Origin of the sequence: Paenibacillus pini JCM 16418 (assembly GCF_000576305.1) — a bacterium.
GTDB classification, from domain to species: domain Bacteria; phylum Bacillota; class Bacilli; order Paenibacillales; family Paenibacillaceae; genus Paenibacillus_AQ; species Paenibacillus_AQ pini.
In genome coordinates this window covers 190,426-206,485 of record NZ_BAVZ01000009.1, presented here as the reverse complement: position 1 = coordinate 206,485, position 16,060 = coordinate 190,426, and the positions used below count along the sequence as shown (strand labels likewise).

At 41.1% G+C, this 16,060-nt stretch carries 14 protein-coding genes; 1 reads left to right on the top strand and 13 read right to left on the bottom strand.

Annotated features, from left to right (window positions below):
* The 11 genes from JCM16418_RS14630 to JCM16418_RS14580 form a co-directional block, all read right to left on the bottom strand.
* Positions 1-1,697: dynamin family protein (locus tag JCM16418_RS14630; RefSeq protein ID WP_172679233.1), on the bottom strand; the 1,697-nt coding region annotated here is incomplete at its 3' end.
* Between the two features lie 192 nt (positions 1,698-1,889).
* A complete protein-coding gene (locus tag JCM16418_RS14625) occupies positions 1,890-2,162 on the bottom strand; it encodes a hypothetical protein (RefSeq protein WP_036650286.1) in 273 nt (90 codons plus the stop codon).
* 32 nt (positions 2,163-2,194) lie between these two features.
* Positions 2,195-2,869, bottom strand: a complete 675-nt coding sequence (gene nth, locus JCM16418_RS14620) for an endonuclease III (protein WP_036650224.1) — start codon at positions 2,867-2,869, stop codon at positions 2,195-2,197.
* Positions 2,870-2,956: 87 nt separating this feature from the next.
* Positions 2,957-5,698, bottom strand: a complete 2,742-nt coding sequence (locus JCM16418_RS14615) for an S-layer homology domain-containing protein (protein ID WP_036650222.1) — start codon at positions 5,696-5,698, stop codon at positions 2,957-2,959.
* 90 nt (positions 5,699-5,788) lie between these two features.
* A complete protein-coding gene (locus tag JCM16418_RS14610; protein ID WP_036650220.1) occupies positions 5,789-6,439 on the bottom strand; it encodes a GerMN domain-containing protein in 651 nt (216 codons plus the stop codon).
* Between the two features lie 73 nt (positions 6,440-6,512).
* The gene (locus tag JCM16418_RS14605; RefSeq protein ID WP_036650218.1) at positions 6,513-7,934 is read right to left on the bottom strand and encodes an N-acetylmuramoyl-L-alanine amidase family protein; all 1,422 of its coding nucleotides are present in this window, start codon (positions 7,932-7,934) and stop codon (positions 6,513-6,515) included.
* 279 nt (positions 7,935-8,213) lie between these two features.
* Positions 8,214-8,843 carry a GerMN domain-containing protein gene (locus JCM16418_RS14600; protein ID WP_036650216.1) on the bottom strand — a complete coding sequence of 210 codons (630 nt, stop codon included), beginning with the start codon at positions 8,841-8,843 and terminating at the stop codon, positions 8,214-8,216.
* Between the two features lie 23 nt (positions 8,844-8,866).
* The gene (locus tag JCM16418_RS14595) at positions 8,867-10,429 is read right to left on the bottom strand and encodes an N-acetylmuramoyl-L-alanine amidase (protein ID WP_444543855.1); all 1,563 of its coding nucleotides are present in this window, start codon (positions 10,427-10,429) and stop codon (positions 8,867-8,869) included.
* Positions 10,430-10,694: 265 nt separating this feature from the next.
* Positions 10,695-11,297 (bottom strand): 3-isopropylmalate dehydratase small subunit, encoded by a 603-nt coding sequence (gene leuD / locus JCM16418_RS14590; protein ID WP_036650213.1) that lies wholly within the window; start codon positions 11,295-11,297, stop codon positions 10,695-10,697.
* Between the two features lie 15 nt (positions 11,298-11,312).
* Positions 11,313-12,734: a 3-isopropylmalate dehydratase large subunit gene (leuC, locus tag JCM16418_RS14585; RefSeq protein WP_036650211.1), complete on the bottom strand. Its 1,422-nt coding sequence runs from the start codon at positions 12,732-12,734 to the stop codon at positions 11,313-11,315.
* Between the two features lie 198 nt (positions 12,735-12,932).
* A complete protein-coding gene (locus JCM16418_RS14580) occupies positions 12,933-13,163 on the bottom strand; it encodes a hypothetical protein (RefSeq protein ID WP_036650209.1) in 231 nt (76 codons plus the stop codon).
* Between the two features lie 535 nt (positions 13,164-13,698).
* Here JCM16418_RS14580 and JCM16418_RS14575 point away from each other — a divergent pair.
* Positions 13,699-14,613 carry a LysR family transcriptional regulator gene (locus JCM16418_RS14575; RefSeq protein WP_036650206.1) on the top strand — a complete coding sequence of 305 codons (915 nt, stop codon included), beginning with the start codon at positions 13,699-13,701 and terminating at the stop codon, positions 14,611-14,613.
* A 107-nt stretch (positions 14,614-14,720) separates the two neighbouring features.
* On the opposite strand, the gene JCM16418_RS14570 is transcribed toward JCM16418_RS14575, so the two are convergent.
* Together JCM16418_RS14570 and JCM16418_RS14565 are read right to left on the bottom strand one after the other, a co-directional pair.
* A complete protein-coding gene (locus tag JCM16418_RS14570; RefSeq protein ID WP_036650203.1) occupies positions 14,721-15,008 on the bottom strand; it encodes a hypothetical protein in 288 nt (95 codons plus the stop codon).
* Positions 15,009-15,153: 145 nt separating this feature from the next.
* Entirely contained in the window at positions 15,154-15,858 is a 705-nt protein-coding gene (locus tag JCM16418_RS14565) for a hypothetical protein (RefSeq protein WP_242403848.1), read from the bottom strand.
* Between the last annotated feature and the right edge of the window lie 202 nt (positions 15,859-16,060).

Genomic DNA, 16,060 nt, shown 5'->3' with positions numbered 1-16,060 from the left:
CGCTCACCGCGGGCAATGCCCCCGCGGCTGAGCTCAAGACGTGGCGGCAGCAGCTTCTGCGTGGCTGCCGCGCGCTCAGCGATTCCGCGCTGCAATGCTGCATAGCGCGAGATCGCTGCAGACTGTTCATGCAGCTCGCTTAGCTCCTGCTGAACGCGCTGCACTTCAACAGCGGTGGATGCAGCAACATCCACCAGTATACGCTCGGCGAAATCAATCGCCGCACGCCGATACATTGCCTTAAGCTCTGTCGACAGCTGGCGGCAATAGTTCAACACATACTCGCCAGACAACATCGCCTCTGGCTGCACGGAATCGAGAATTTGCTTTGCTCCAATCTCAGGTGTCGCTGCTTCTAGCTCGTGCTGCAAAGACTCGCTCCAAACACCATATTTCTCTCCAAAACGACGGAGCAAATGCTGAAGATGCCAAACGATCTGAGCCGAAGCCTGTTCCCGCAGCCCTTTAACAAAACGATCTAAACGTTCTTGCTTCTCCTGCTCCGTCTTATTTCCTGAAAATAATAAACCCATCTTAAACTTAGGTTTACGGCTTTCTAGAAATAATCGAGCGATTTCCCGCAAATCAGCAGGTGTTAAACTTGAATTATCTAGAAGAGAATCAACTTCGCGGCGCATAAGGTCACGTTCCGTTGCCGTGAGTTGTTCTAGCCGTAACAGTTCGGTCTGCAAGCGAGATGTTTCTGCCTCAACTTTTGCCGCCTGCTCTTCCCCTCCCATTTCTTCAAGCAATGCCGCCTTCTCGTCCTGTAGAGATGCCTGATACGATTCTAATGACTGTTCAGCCACATGATGAGCGGAGCAAGAAATACTGTAGGTCAATAAGGGCTCTCTTTGATCAATTAAATCCGTAATCAGTTTTGTTAATGATACCCACTGGTTATAGGGATGATCCTTCACTTTCAAAGATGTGAACAGTAAACTTTCATAATCTACCTGCCATCGTTTAAAAGCTGCTTCCACCTCTTCACGATATTTGCTAAACGAAAGCTCACGTTCACGATGTTTATCGATCTGATTTACGATCAAGTACAGCGGCTTACCCCAATCGGATAAGCTCTTTGCAAATACAAGATTATTCTCTGATTGAACATGGTTGTAATCCATAACATACAGCACAGCATCTGCAAGATGCAGCGCAGAGTGAGTAGCCTTCTGATGACCATCATCTGTTGAATCCACACCTGGAGTATCCATAAGTACACCATGAGAACCAAGAAGCGGTACATGATCCCACACTTCAACAGCAGCGTAATCACCACCGTTTGTGCAATATGTATATAATTCATCCAAAGAAACTTCCTTTGGCGATAGGCTCTTCTGGTCGTTAGTTACATCCGCCTGACCAGATTCCTGACTTTTAGCTGATTGTTTTGCGGCAGCAGGATAAATAAGCGCTCGCGGCTCACCATTCCGAATAGACACAACATTAGCGCTCGTAGGTACGGGTCCAGAAGGGAGCACTTTTTTACCACACAGGGAATTAATTAGACTGGACTTACCTGCAGAGAAGTGTCCGCATAATGCAATGGTCATTTCCCCCGCCGCTTCCTTACCTAACAAATCACCGATCAGATTAGCAGATCTTGAATCTCCCCACGTTACTAGTTGATTGTGAAGCGGACGTAAGGAATCTTGTACCTCATTTATAACTGGCTCATTGACGCCATTAGACATGCTGCTTTCTCTCCCTTAAGTAAGCTTATGAAAAAAATGAGAATATCGAGTTCACTCAAAGTTTTATTGTAGCATTCAAAGTGGAGTTGGAAAACACTTACCTTACCTAAGGGCAAAAAAAATAAAACCGTGAGTAACGGTTTTATTGAGATCAGTCTATGAATGATCAGGCCTAATCTCTAAAGCACCAACTTATACTGATGCGCTTTCGAGCTCAGGAACTAGAATTTCAAACACTTTACCATGTTGCAAAATGGTTAGCCCAAGGGACTTGTCCTTCATTACAACAACTTCTGGTTTTACGGACATACGCTCAAGGTAGTGCTCAGGAACTTGTCCAGAATGGCTAACTGTGATGCCATCTACTTCTTTTTCTTCGTTTTCTTCTAATTCGCAGTTAATTACTTCTTCGAAAATATCGGAAAATAACTCAAATTTGTCTGTATACACCGAAATGCACTTCATTAACATCCCATCCTTCTCCATCTTTGTTCTTCCTATCCTGTATGCTTCTTATCTTGTCTGATTAGGGACGTCTTCATACGTTTTTTTCCTTCACGGCACACATCAAGCAGTGGACAAACTTGGCATTTGGGATTCTGAGCCTTACAGTGGTATCTTCCAAAAAAAATGAGACGATGATGAGTCAAAGTCCACTCATCTCGAGGAACCTTCTTCATCAATTTTTTCTCCACTTCCAGCACCGAATCTTTCCAACCTGCCAGCCCTAATCTTTTGGAAACACGCTCGACATGAGTATCCACAGCAATTGCCGGTACTCCAAAAGCATTAGAAACAACTACATTCGCTGTTTTGCGTCCCACGCCAGGAAGCTGAATTAGCTGATCATGCTCCTTCGGCACTTCACCGCCATACCGTTCCATCAGCAGCAGGCACAAATGATGGATGTGCTTGGCCTTGTTGCGGTAAAGCCCAATACGGCGGATATCCTGCTCTAATTCTTCAAGCGGAACCGACACGTAATCTTGGGGCGATCTATACTTTTGAAATAAATCCTTCGTTACCTTATTCACCGTCTCATCCGTACACTGAGCGGATAAAAGTACAGCGATCGTAAGCTCAAACGCATTACTGTGATTCAACTCACAATGTGCGTCAGGGAATAACTCCCCGATACAATCCAGTATATAACGAACAGTAGCAACATTCATGATGGGTACCTCCTGCAAAAAAAACGTCTTGATACGGGAAAGATCCCGCATCAAGACGGTGTATCTCATGACCATTCCCAAAGCATACTATTGTTTCTGAATTTCAACAACCGTTCCGTTATTGAAATACAATACAATATTATCATTTTCCTGTAGGGATTGCACGGTCAAAATGGTATCTCCTTGATGTATATAAGCACCAGGGGATAGCGTGAAGTGGTTGATTTCATTGACATTTTGAACTTTCACAAATATTTCCTTCGCATAACTGTCATATTTCCAGTAGGACTTTGATGCCGTATCAAGCACTTTTACAAGAGCATTGCCGTCAACATCCTTCCTAACTTCAACACGGTTACCTGCTGCCAGATTACCAATACTTAGTGAACTTCCACTCGCATTCACAATTTTAGGAGATCCATTTAGCTTAAAAGTCTCCGTTGTGCCGCTGAAATTTTTGACTGTAATGCTTGGAGAAGATGTGGAAGAATCAACAGCCGTGATTTGACCTGTCGTTAACTTCACAACTTGCGCAGAAGCAGGAGTACTACCGTTAAAAGTAACATTCAGGATATTACCGGCGCGCAGTTCATTTAATGGGATAACTTGTCCATTGTCTCCTGTGATCACAGCTTTATCCAAGTAAATCTGTGAAGTTGATCCATCACTTTTCAGTGTAACACGTGAAGTCACCGTATCCACCGCTACAAGTTCAAACTGCATGGAAGATTTAACAAGAATGCTTTGCACTGAATCTTGATTTGCATTCAACACAGCAGCGATGGAATTACCCACCTTCACATCTGAAAGAACCGAATTACTCTTACCATAGACATCAATCGTTGGATTTGAGAAAGTTAAATTCATAGATTGTCCTTCAGCGGTTAGAAGAGTCAATTTCTTCGCAGCAACATCAATTGCTGTTACTTTGCCTTCGTACTGATAAATAACTTCTAATGAAAGTGCCCGATTGCTTAGATAACTGACGTTAACTTTCCGATTCGTTGTAAGCAACGATTCAATTCCCGTTAAAGTCGGGTTATTGGTGCTATAAATTAACTTCGTTTTATCATCTAAAGTCACGACGTAAGGCTTCTTATTCGTATCAAGCAACGTTAGAAATTTAGTCTTTGGCTCATAAGAGACAACGGTTGCGCCGCGCATTTGTTCCATTTGACGATTAAGCACCTGAATTTTACTTACTTGATCTTGTGGATTCAAGGTAAGTTCAACCTGATCTCCTGCCGTTGCGTCTGCATTAAGATCAGCAAGTGTCGGAACAGCAATGCCGCTAATTACAATTTCAGGTTTATCTGCAAGTAGTTTTACTTCCAATTGTCCACCATCACGCTTGTACGTAATCGTAGAACCGTTAGTACCTACTTCATATAAAGAACCACGAACTGTACGTTCAACGCTTTGGGTTACTTCTATCGACTGAATTACATTATTCTTGACTGTAAAATTCACAGTAGACCCGTTCTTCAGTTCGGATGGAAGTAAAATTTGATTCTTATAGCGAATGACTGAGTTATCATCCCACGTATAACTCTCTAGCGCACCTGATGCGTTCTTAAGAACTACCGATTTGGTCGCTGTATCCACGCTTTGTAACGTGCCTGTACCCGTTTTATTAATTATTCCCGATTTCACTTGAACAATAACGGTCTTCTTAGCACTGCTAAACGTTTCTTTCTGAATCGCAATCTTGCTGCCTACTGCAAGTGCAGTTGCATCAATCTTGGCACCATTCTGATCCAGGAAGGTCGTTCCAGCATCATAAGAAAACTGTAAGAAAGTATTATTAGCTTCAACCCAGAGAATATTACCTGGAGACAACTTCTGGAATGTACCTTCGGTTGTTTCAAGTTGTAATTTGGAATCTGTTAACTCTACATATGATACCTTAGCAGTACTGCCGATCACCATTACTTTAGTGAATGGCTTTAAATCAGCCAAAGCAATTTTACTCTCTGATGAACTCGTATAGTAAGCCGTGGAAGCATCTACTGTATAGCTGCGAATGTTGCCGTCAACATAGAGTTCCAGTTTATTACCCGTAATGCCTGTAATAATGCCTTCTGCTGAATTATTGTAGTGAACATTGTTAAACGCTTCAGCACGGCTGAAGAAAGTAGCGAGCTGTGCCCGTGTAACCGTTCCTTGTGGATCAAAACGGTTTCCATCCATACCGTTTGTCAGACCCATATCAAGTGCTACATTAACAAAACCACGCTTGGATGCAGAAATTTTACTGTTGTCTGCAAACGTCGTAGCTTTAGTAGCAGAGGAAGAAGCCTCAGCTTCTTTTCCAATTGCACGCACAAGCACTTCTGTAATCCACTCACGGCTTGCTTTATGCTCGCCCCATGAGTCTTTTGAACCTGCAGGTAATGAAGCGATCTCTGATTGCTTGTTTAGAAGATTTTGTTGGAATGCTAAAGCAACGTATGGCTTGAAATAATTATTAACTTTCACATTTGTCGGTAATGCCACTGCCCCGCTAGTACTTAACTTATTCTCAAGTCCAGCAAACCGAATGGCCATGGTTACAGCTTCTTGTTGTGTTACATAATCATTAGGACGAAACAAACCGTTGTTACCGAGTAGAATACTTTGAGCCGCTAGTTTATAAATATGTTTCTCAGCCCAGTAACCGCTTTTAACATCACTAAATTGACTAGATGAAGCAACAGATGTTGCAGCGGTGGTTACCGCTCCGTCGGCAAAAACAGCTGTGCCGGAGCTTAAAGCCATCATACTGACAAGCATGGCTGAAACTATTTTTCGGGATTGTTTTGAAGAATTATTGTTACGTGTGGAAGACATTCTTTTTCCCCTCTCTCTACTACATCAAAATCCATGTTAAACCATGTTCGACAACTAGGCTTTAAGCTCCTGCTTTTTCCCCTATACTTTTCAGTTTTTTGTCATTGGATGATCTAAATCGACATGGCCCATCAAGCTTTCAACTTTAGCGCCATCTACCAATAGCTCAACCGATTTCACTTCATTAAACTGAAACATTGTATTTTTAAGAGCGTCTAGAGCATATTGCTCTCCACCTGCTCCAAGTCTAGCTTCGTCTGGCAAATGAACATCCATCGTCATTGCCCCATCCTTATAAACCAAGCTTTTAAGCTCTACTTTAGCCCATAAAGATACTAAATCAGCCGAATTACTAGACTGTAGTGATTTATACGCTTCTTTGTATTTCCCCAGCTCGTCTTGAAAACTAATCTCTTTCTGAGATTTTTTTAGTTCCATTTCTTGCGGATCGGTGTAGTAAACGTCAATCTTTTCTTTCTTCATTGACGAACTCTTGTCCGGATCTTTAGGCGGTGTTTTTTCAGATTCCGGCTTAGTTTGAGTACCTGAATCTGGTTTAGCTACCGTCTCTTTATCTGTGTTAGGTTTTACAGTAACAGGATCTTTATCATCGACTTGATTCTGACCGGCTGCATTCTGCTGCTGTGTGCTGTCTGTTCCAGACAAAGCCTTCTCCCCACAGCCAGTTCCGATAATCATAACTAGTGTTAAGAGTCCTGCGCACCATATCTTTCTATTCATCTCTGCCGCCTCCTTTGTAACATATACCTTTCATACAAGTGAACTATCAATTACGAATCATACGTTTGATAGATTATAGTCCAAGATATTCCTTTATACCTTTAACAATTCCTTGTGCTACCCTGTTTTGCAGGGCCTCTGAGAATAATGCAGATTCATCGTTCTTATTACTTAGATAACCGACCTCAAGTAATACTGCTGGCATTTTAGTTTCACGAATAACGTGGAAATTACCATAACGCACACCGCGGTCTGTTAGACCCGTTGCCTGAACCAGATACTTATGCATTACTTTCGCAAGCGCCTTACTAGATTCGCGCTGATAATAGGTTTCAGTGCCTGTGGCTACAGAAGATCCAGCACTGTTCGCATGAATAGAGATGAACAAATCAGCTTTAAGATCACTAGCAATCTTGACACGATCTTTCAATTCTAGGAATGTATCGTCGCTTCGTGTTAACACGCCGTCAATACCTGACTCCTGCTTAAGCAGCTTGTCCACTTTCAATGCTACCGCTAGATTAAACGCCTTCTCTTTCTTACCCGTAACTCCACTTGTACCTGGATCTTTAGCTCCATGTCCAGCATCAATAACTACAATCTTCTTACCACCGCCTCCAACTGGAGTTGATGGAGTACCGCTGTCTGATGTGTTTAAGTCGATAATATACATGCCACTTTCATTGTACAATTTATAATTCTTAGCATAATTAAGGTCTATAACGACTCTAACTGTAGAAGGATTATTGTCATACAAAGAATATCTTACATTCGAAACATCCGGATACCCACTCACCTTAATAGATCCCGATAGGTTTCCATCAAGTGGAGAGCTCTTTCCAAACGTATCTGAGAATTTGGTATTCGCCAAATCAATAACAATGCGGTTAGGGCCATCCATTTTGAAAGTATTCACTTTCACATTTCCTGATGTTGCTAGAAGCAAACGATTTTCACTGAAACTCAATCCGCTTAATTCTGCTAATCCGTTATTGCTTCCTGAACCCGCACCTGGATTTGGAGTCGTTCCAGTTTCACCATTGCCGTTTCCAGCATCGCCATTCTGGGTATTAATAAAAACAGTCTTGGAATGATTGTCCCATCCGACACTCATTCCCATGGATTCACTAACAAACCTAACGGGTACAATCACTGTATCTGTACGAAGAATAGGTGCAATTGCTAGCGAAATCTTGTTTCCATCTACATAAGCAGTTTTTTGATTTACAACTAATTTAATAACTTTACTGTCTTTCTGTATAGTTACCGTGCGCGTCTTTTGCTCCCATGCGACATCAAACCCTAGACTTTCACCGACGACACGAAATGGAATCATAATATTACCGCTCACATTTTCAACATTTGCATGAGCTGGCATTTGAAGCAGATTACCATCAACATTTATCTTTGTGCTCGCCGCCGCAGCCTGTCCATTACTAGGAAACGCCAATATGAAGACAAATAAAAACAACAACATAAAACTAAATCTCTTCATTGTTCACCCCTACTATTTTTATTTTTTCATTTACTCCTGACGTTTCGGCTCGGCATTTACCTCGACATTACCAGACATACTTTAGACGTGTAATCCCGTTAAAAGTTGCGAATATATTCCTCTTTATGCAAAAGTTTGAGTGAAATCAAGGTCTTTAAACATAGTTTTTTATACATTTACGCAAATTAAAATGCATTTATTTCCAATATAAATATAAAAAAGCCTCTACATTCCACTTGGGAATAAGAAGCTTCTTCTTATAACTATTAATTTTGATTCCTATCTTCTTACCATTGGGTGCTCCAGATCAACATGGCCCATTAAACTTTCCACTTTCTTACCATCTACAAGCAATTCAAGAGACTTAACTTCATCAAACTGAAACATCGTGTTTGATAAAGCGTCAAGAGCATACTGCTCTCCACCTGATCCAAGACGTGCTTCATCTGGCATATGGATATCCATTGTTAGGGCTCCATTCTTAATGTCTAATGATTTTAGCTCAATTTTGCTCCACAATGGAATAAGCTCTTTGTCAAGGCTGTTCTGTAAAGCTTTGTATGCCTCTTTATATTTATGAATATCGTCACTGAACTTGATTTCCTGCTGGCTCTTCTTGAGTTCTAATTCCTGTGGATCGGTATAATAGACATCAATCTTCTGCTTCTTTTCTGTTGTTGATGTCTCAACAGTCGTTGTCGTGGTGCCATTATTAGTAGTATTCACTGTATTCGAAGGTTGTTCAGATCCTGCAGCATTTGCAGTATTCGTGCTATCATCTGGTGTATTTGACGTACTACCTTGTTCTGTTGGAGCAGGCTCGGCAGACGTATCAGGTTTCTGTCCACACCCTGTACCCACAACCACGACCATAGATAGCAGTGCAGCACACCATATCTTTTTATTCATATTATTGCCTCCTTGAGGAATTCCTACTTGATCCCCAAATATTCTTTGATTCCGCTCACAATTCCTTGAGCGACTGAGTCTTGAACACTTTCAGTAAAGAGGGTAGACTCATCTTTTCCATTACTTAGGTAACCCACTTCCAGCAGAACTGCAGGCATTTTCGTTTCACGAATGACATGAAAATTACCATAGCGCACTTTACGGTCACTAAGTCCTGTCGATTTCACCAAGTACTTATGCATAACACTAGCCAATGCTTTACTTCCATCACGCTGATAATAGGTTTCGCTACCACTGGCAGCAGAAGACGTCGAGCTATTAGCATGAATAGAAATAAACACATCCGCATTCAGACTATTAGCAATTTTGGCTCGTTCCTCAAGCTTCAGGAAAGTATCGTCACTCCGAGTTAATACCACATCAATACCTGACTCATTCGATAGAAGTTGTCCAACTTTCTGAGCCATAGCTAAATTAAAATCTTTCTCCTTCTTTCCAGTAACACCGATAGTCCCTGGATCTTGATTGCCATGTCCAGCGTCGATAACAACGACTTTCTTACCGTTATTACCCACTGGCACTGATGGTGAATTATCAGAGGTATTTAAATCTATAATGATAAGTCCTGAACCCGAATCCCCGTTATATACGGAGTATGCTTTGGGACCATTTAAATCCATTACAATTCGAACGGTAGGTGGATTATTGCTGAATACAGAATAACGAATATTAGACACGTCTGGATAATCTGTAACGCTCAATTGTCCTTGGTTGCCAGCATTCAGAGACTGAGTACTAGTAAATAATTCTGAAAAGACCGTTTTTGGAAGATCGACAACTATACGGTCCGGATTTGTCATCTTAAAAACATTAGGTTTGATCGTTTGATCACCATCAATTGCGACCATTAGACGATTCTCACTAAAGCTAATTCCACTCACCTGCGCTCCCTTAGCAGCAGGAATAGGATCAATCACTTCTCCTGGCTCCGTTGAGCCTGATGTTGGTGTCTTGCCACCACTCGAGTTGCCATCCGGTGTAGAAGGCTTACCTGTTGTCGGAGGAGGCGTTATCGATGGAACTGTTGTAGATGGAGTCTTAGTTGGCGGTTCAGGAACAATTGGAGTTTTACCATTTCCTTTACTAGTATCCGAATCTTGAACAGGAGTCTGCTCATCCGTTGTTGTTAAATAAACCGCTTTGTTGACGCCATCATAACTGACATGAATCCCCATTTGTTCACTCACAAAGCGAATCGGAACGATAACACTCTCATTTTTCATAAGAGGGGGATTGAGCATTGTAACCTTTTTCCCATCGACAGTAGCCGTTGTCTTATTAACAGAAAGTTCAATGGTCTTGCCAGCCTTCTTCAATGTAACCTTCTGAGACTTCTGATCCCATTTCACATCAAATCCCAGATTCTCTCCCACAACGCGAAAAGGAACCATCACACTGCTGTTAACATTTGTAACTTCCGCTTTTCCGGTAACCTTCAACGTCTTACCATCCAGAATAATCGGAATCTTCTTAGCCGAAGCCGCTGCTGAAACTTGATGCTGGGACGAGAACATTACGACAAACACCAACAAAAACATTAAAAATCCAAATTTCTTCATCTTCCACCTCTGCCAAAATCTTATTTTTTGTGATTTGCATGACGATACGACGAAATCTATATAAAAAAATCATTAACTGTAGGATACGACAAATATTCGCTATAAGGCGGTTGTTTTCCTGCCGAGAAATTACATTATTTTACCTAAATACGCAAAGAAGCTTCTATCCTCTTTAAAAGAAGATAAAAGCTTCTTAAAATTCGATATTTATTTCACTAGAAATAATATGCTATTACACTAAAGCTGCCGCAGCACGCTTTTGTTCATAAGCAGAAATTTCATCCTCATGCTGGAGTGTCAGACCAATATCATCTAGCCCTTGTAGCAAGAATTGACGACGGTGTTCATCCAAATCGAAGTCGATATGAAGTCCGTAATCATCGTTCAATGTCTTATTCTCCAAATCTACATTCAGTTGGTATCCTTCATGAGCGGCAGTACGCTGGAACAGATCTTCTACTTGCTCTTCTGACAATTTAATAGGAAGAATACCATTCTTGAAGCAGTTATTGTAGAAAATATCTGCAAAAGAAGGAGCGATGACACATTTAAAACCATAATCCATAATCGCCCAAGGCGCATGCTCACGTGAGGAACCACATCCGAAATTCGCTCTAGAAACGAGTACTGAAGCTTCTTCGTAACGTGGCTTGGTCATCTCGAAATTCTCGTTCACATTCCCTTGCTCGTCAAATCTCCATTCAAAGAATAGGAATTGTCCAAAGCCTGTACGTTCAATACGTTTCAAAAATTGTTTAGGAATAATAGCGTCGGTATCTACATTGACCCGGTCAACGGGTGCAACAATACCTGTTAATTTAGTGAATGCTTCCATATTAATAACTCCTCCCTAGCTAACCACGTCAGTTATAAAATCCCAATTCCGTACATCTACAAAACGACCTTTGATCGCTGCCGCTGCTGCCATAGCTGGTGAAACCAGATGCGTACGTCCACCACGGCCTTGACGGCCTTCGAAGTTACGATTAGAAGTAGATGCACAGCGTTGTCCTGGTTCAAGCACGTCAGGGTTCATCGCTAGGCACATACTGCAACCCGCATCGCGCCATTCAAATCCTGCAGCAGTGAAAATTAGATCGAGTCCTTCTTCTTCCGCTTGAATCTTAACACGTCCTGAACCAGGAACGACGATTGCTGTAACTTTATCTGATACTTTATGTCCTCTTGCTACCTCAGCAGCAGCACGAAGGTCTTCAATACGACCATTTGTACATGAACCAATAAATACATAATCTATATCAATTTGCGTGATTGGCGTACCTGGTGTAAGTCCCATGTACTCAAGTGCCTTCTCAGCGGCTTTACGTTCGTTCTCTGTAGGAAGTTCAGCTGGAACCGGTACGCTAGACGTAATGTCAGTACCCATACCAGGACTTGTTCCCCAAGTAACTTGCGGAATCAAAGTTTCCACATCAAACTCAAGAACTAGATCATATACAGCGCCTTCATCCGTTACGAGCTGTTTCCAAGTTTCCACAGCAGTGTCATAGTTGCTGCCCTGTGGAACGTATTGACGACCACGCAGATATTCAAAAGTAGTCTCATCTGGTGCGATCATACCCGCTCTTGCTCCACCTTCGATGGACATATTACATACAGTCATACGCTCTTCCATCGTCAATTTACGAATCGCTTCACCTGTATACTCGATAACGTAACCTGTTGCAAAATCTGTACCATATTTAGCAATAACGCCGAGGATTAAGTCCTTCGCAGTTACGCCTGGTTTACGGTTGCCAGTAAAACGAATTTCCATTGTCTTCGCTTTGCTCTGTTGTAGACACTGCGTTGCCATAACGTGTTCAACTTCGCTCGTACCAATACCGAATGCTAGTGCACCGAATGCTCCGTGTGTAGAGGTGTGGCTATCACCACAAACAATCGTTTTACCCGGATGAGTAAGACCTAGCTCAGGTCCCATAACGTGTACTACACCTTGGTCAACTGTGTTCAAATCGAACAAAGTAACGCCGAAATCACGGCAGTTTTGCGATAGTGTATCAATTTGTTGCTTCGAAATTGGATCTTTAATGTTGAAACGATCCTTTGTTGGAACGTTATGATCCATGGTAGCGAAAGTTAATTCTGGGCGGCGTACTTTACGACCGCTCAGTCGTAGACCTTCAAATGCCTGTGGAGATGTTACTTCGTGTACAAGATGCAAATCGATGTACAAAATGCTCGGCTTGCCCTCTTCTTGATGAATTACGTGATTATCCCAAATTTTCTCAAACATCGTCTTTTTACTCATCAATTTCACCCCAATTATGGTTTCGTTCCTTGGAAGAGATCCTAGATTTACGGTAATCTCTTGAATGAAATAAATATAACATCTTCGTCTTAATTGTTCCAAGATATAATATCTATAAAACTTATAGGAAATAACTATGAACGAAAGCTACTGCCTAGACATAAAAAAAGCCACCTATCGGCGACTAATTTTAATATATTATTCGTCTTCTCCAGATTCCATCCACTCATTGAATTGTGCCATAGCTTTTTCACTGTGAATGTATTGATATGTTTTACCATCTTCATAATAGAATATTGCAGCACTATCTGGGTCATCCTCAACCTCAGACTTCACATCTAAGATCTTATCTGCAAATAAAAGTTTGAAGTTACCTTCTTCATCTTCTGCTGGTATGGCTTGTTGTTTTTGTTCCTCTTCAGTTTCCATTATGTTTCCTCCAAAAGTAGTTATTACATAATTGTACCTTATTTTAATTATTTCAGTCACGGTGTAATTCGTTTGTTATTTGTTATCATTCCATTATTATGTATTAGCAGTCTCCTAATAGTAAAATAATGGTATATTAGTTATGAGGTGAGAATATGTCTGAAAAATATTCAACAATTAGAACAACAATTACAGCTTAAGCTAGACAGCTTTGATGAAACTCAGAAAGAAAAGGCTCTAAAGCACATTGTTTCATACCTAAGTGATGTAAATAGAAAATCGACTTTATCACCCTTGACCTACATATCTTTCAAAGAAGCAGTTAAAGAAATAGTACGAACGCCTTGGTTATGGTTTTTATGCGTCACTGCGCTGCTACTTCCGATCTTACTTTATGTACTCTTCATCTTTGTTTCTTTGTGGGTAGAGATTTAAATTAATCTCCATGAGAGCCTTCATCTACTCGGTTCATAGCTATTTTCCTCTAATGTTTCTATACTATACTTAACACTATGATGATGAGGATCGATAAGATATGGAATTAAGACAACTTCAATACGCATTACAAATTGCTGCCGAACGTAATTTCTCCCGAGCTGCCGAGAAACTCCACATTGCTCAGCCTTCCTTAAGCCAGCAGCTCTCCAAACTTGAGAAAGAACTAGGTGTGCTACTCTTCCAGCGCAATACGAGTACAGTAGAAGTGACTCATGCTGGAGAGAAATTTATGGAGCAAGCCCAAAAGATTATGGATGCGGTAGATCTATTGCGTCAGGAAATGGCCGACATTTCAGAGCTCCGCACTGGCAAAGTTGTAATCGGTAGTATGCCGATTACCGGTGCGCATTTACTTCCACATGTGCTGCCTTCCTTTAAACGTCAGTATCCGGATATTGAAATTACACTGCTTGAGGATTCATCCATGAATCTAGAGAAGCTGACTGCCGCTGGCAAGACCGATTTAAGTCTTCTCTCCCTACCATTGATGGAGCCCTCCTTGACGTATGAGGCCATTGGCGAGGAAATGATTGATCTAGCTGTACCTGCAAATCACCCACTCGCTGTTCGCGCACAAAGTGACCATCCAATGCCGGTCAAAATCAGCGAACTAAGCGGTGAATCTTTTATCGTGCTCAAGAAGGGGCAAGGTTTCCGCAAAATGACCTTCGATCTTTGCCATCAGGCCGGATTTGATCCGCATGTTGTCTTTGAGAGCAACAATATGGAGACTGTACAGTCCCTCGTAGCAACAGGCATGGGAATCACACTTGTTCCCCGCTTCATTGCTCGGGCGCCCCGTAGCGAATTCGTTCCCGTATATTTGCCACTGGCAGATCCGGTTCCGAGTCGGACGCTCGTGGTTGCGTACCGCCGTGGACGTTACTTATCCAAGGCCGCCGAAGCTTTCATTGAGACATTCAAGAAAACGATGAATGAATTGATGGATTAAATGTATAGGGGATTATTAATGAAAAAATGGATAGAGTCTTCAGAGAACATCTGAGGCTCTATCCATTTCTTATTTTCGAACGATTAACATTTTACTCTTTGGTGTGTTTATTTAGAGAGATTCTTTTCAAGCAAAGCTTTTTTCGTCACTAACTGCTTAGAAAGATCCGCTTGTAGGCGATTACTATTTTTAATCTCTTCTTCTAGCTTGTTTACCCTCGTCATTTTACTACTTAAATCGTTGTGCGATTGGCTTATTTTCATATCTCTTTGCAATTGATTAATTTTAGAAAGAGCTTTATCTTTTTTATTCTTCTCGTCCATGCTTTTGCTTTCTAGCTCAGCGATTTCCCGTTGTAGCTGGCTAACAATCGCTTTGGTGAAATTAATAGACATTCATACACCTCATAATCATTTAGTGTTACAGAGACATTATTCTACTATAAAATATCTGATTATGCGAGCAAAGGAAGTAGTTTTTTAACAGCATATGCTAATAAACATTATCCTTGCATTCAATGAAATGTTCCAATCGTAAGAATTATTTTCTTAGATCTATAAGACCCATGTCTCTTGGGTCGGTTATGGTCTTAAATGCGAGTAGCTCACCCTTTTCGTTAAAACCTTTAATAACAAAAGGAATGAATTCCAAAGAGGGTAGTAGTACGAACCAAATTCTTTTCTCAGAATTTATTGCACTCAATTTTGCTTTATGTTTACCTATACTCTTGCTCTCAACAGTCACGTTCTTAATCGATGAATCCAAGATATCTCCAAATACGATGGGAAAAGGAGTAGAGACATTTTCTACTTCGGGCATACTCATGTAATTTAACGCTGGCTTAGCTTGAGGAGAATCGCTTTTTCCGATTCCGTATCCCCCACCCCAAACCCATTTCCATCCAAGCCATGTTTCTCTTACATATTCAACTTGAAGATAACTTCCCTCCTTTTGAGGGGATCTGTTAATAAATAATATGCTGCCCCCATCCACTCTCTCACGATGAATAACATCCATTGATGAGAACATGCGAAACTTTTGAACAGCCTCATCTGGAGTCTTACCAATTGGAATACGAATCGTACTTTTCAATCCGATAACACGTGACATTCGCCAATCTGATAATCCACCGGGTTTATCATTAACAACGACAAAAGCATATAACAAAAATAATGCTACAATTAGTACAATCATGACCCACGATATAATCTGCTTTGGCTTGATTCTTATTTTTCTAATCGGCATAACGTAACACCTCTCTTTATTAATACAATTTTAATCTTCAATAAATATAAGGTTGGCATAACAATACCATATTATGGGAGCTTGAGTAGTCAGTACTTGATAATATCGTCCTCAGCAATGAACAAAATTTTAATAACCTAGATGTACTATTTTTAGAGATAAAAAATGAGCAACACAACGAGGTAGCTACCTCACTGCATTA

Bases quoted from the DNA above. Each gene is read 5' to 3' on its own strand.
- JCM16418_RS14625 (WP_036650286.1), bottom strand. From the start codon at position 2,162: ATGAAGTGCATTTCGGTGTATACAGACAAATTTGAGTTATTTTCCGAT.
- nth (WP_036650224.1), bottom strand. From the start codon at position 2,869: ATGAATGTTGCTACTGTTCGTTATATACTGGATTGTATCGGGGAGTTA.
- JCM16418_RS14615 (WP_036650222.1), bottom strand. From the start codon at position 5,698: ATGTCTTCCACACGTAACAATAATTCTTCAAAACAATCCCGAAAAATA.
- JCM16418_RS14610 (WP_036650220.1), bottom strand. From the start codon at position 6,439: ATGAATAGAAAGATATGGTGCGCAGGACTCTTAACACTAGTTATGATT.
- JCM16418_RS14605 (WP_036650218.1), bottom strand. From the start codon at position 7,934: ATGAAGAGATTTAGTTTTATGTTGTTGTTTTTATTTGTCTTCATATTG.
- JCM16418_RS14600 (WP_036650216.1), bottom strand. From the start codon at position 8,843: ATGAATAAAAAGATATGGTGTGCTGCACTGCTATCTATGGTCGTGGTT.
- leuD (WP_036650213.1), bottom strand. From the start codon at position 11,297: ATGGAAGCATTCACTAAATTAACAGGTATTGTTGCACCCGTTGACCGG.
- leuC (WP_036650211.1), bottom strand. From the start codon at position 12,734: ATGAGTAAAAAGACGATGTTTGAGAAAATTTGGGATAATCACGTAATT.
- JCM16418_RS14580 (WP_036650209.1), bottom strand. From the start codon at position 13,163: ATGGAAACTGAAGAGGAACAAAAACAACAAGCCATACCAGCAGAAGAT.
- JCM16418_RS14575 (WP_036650206.1), top strand. From the start codon at position 13,699: ATGGAATTAAGACAACTTCAATACGCATTACAAATTGCTGCCGAACGT.
- JCM16418_RS14570 (WP_036650203.1), bottom strand. From the start codon at position 15,008: ATGTCTATTAATTTCACCAAAGCGATTGTTAGCCAGCTACAACGGGAA.
- JCM16418_RS14565 (WP_242403848.1), bottom strand. From the start codon at position 15,858: ATGCCGATTAGAAAAATAAGAATCAAGCCAAAGCAGATTATATCGTGG.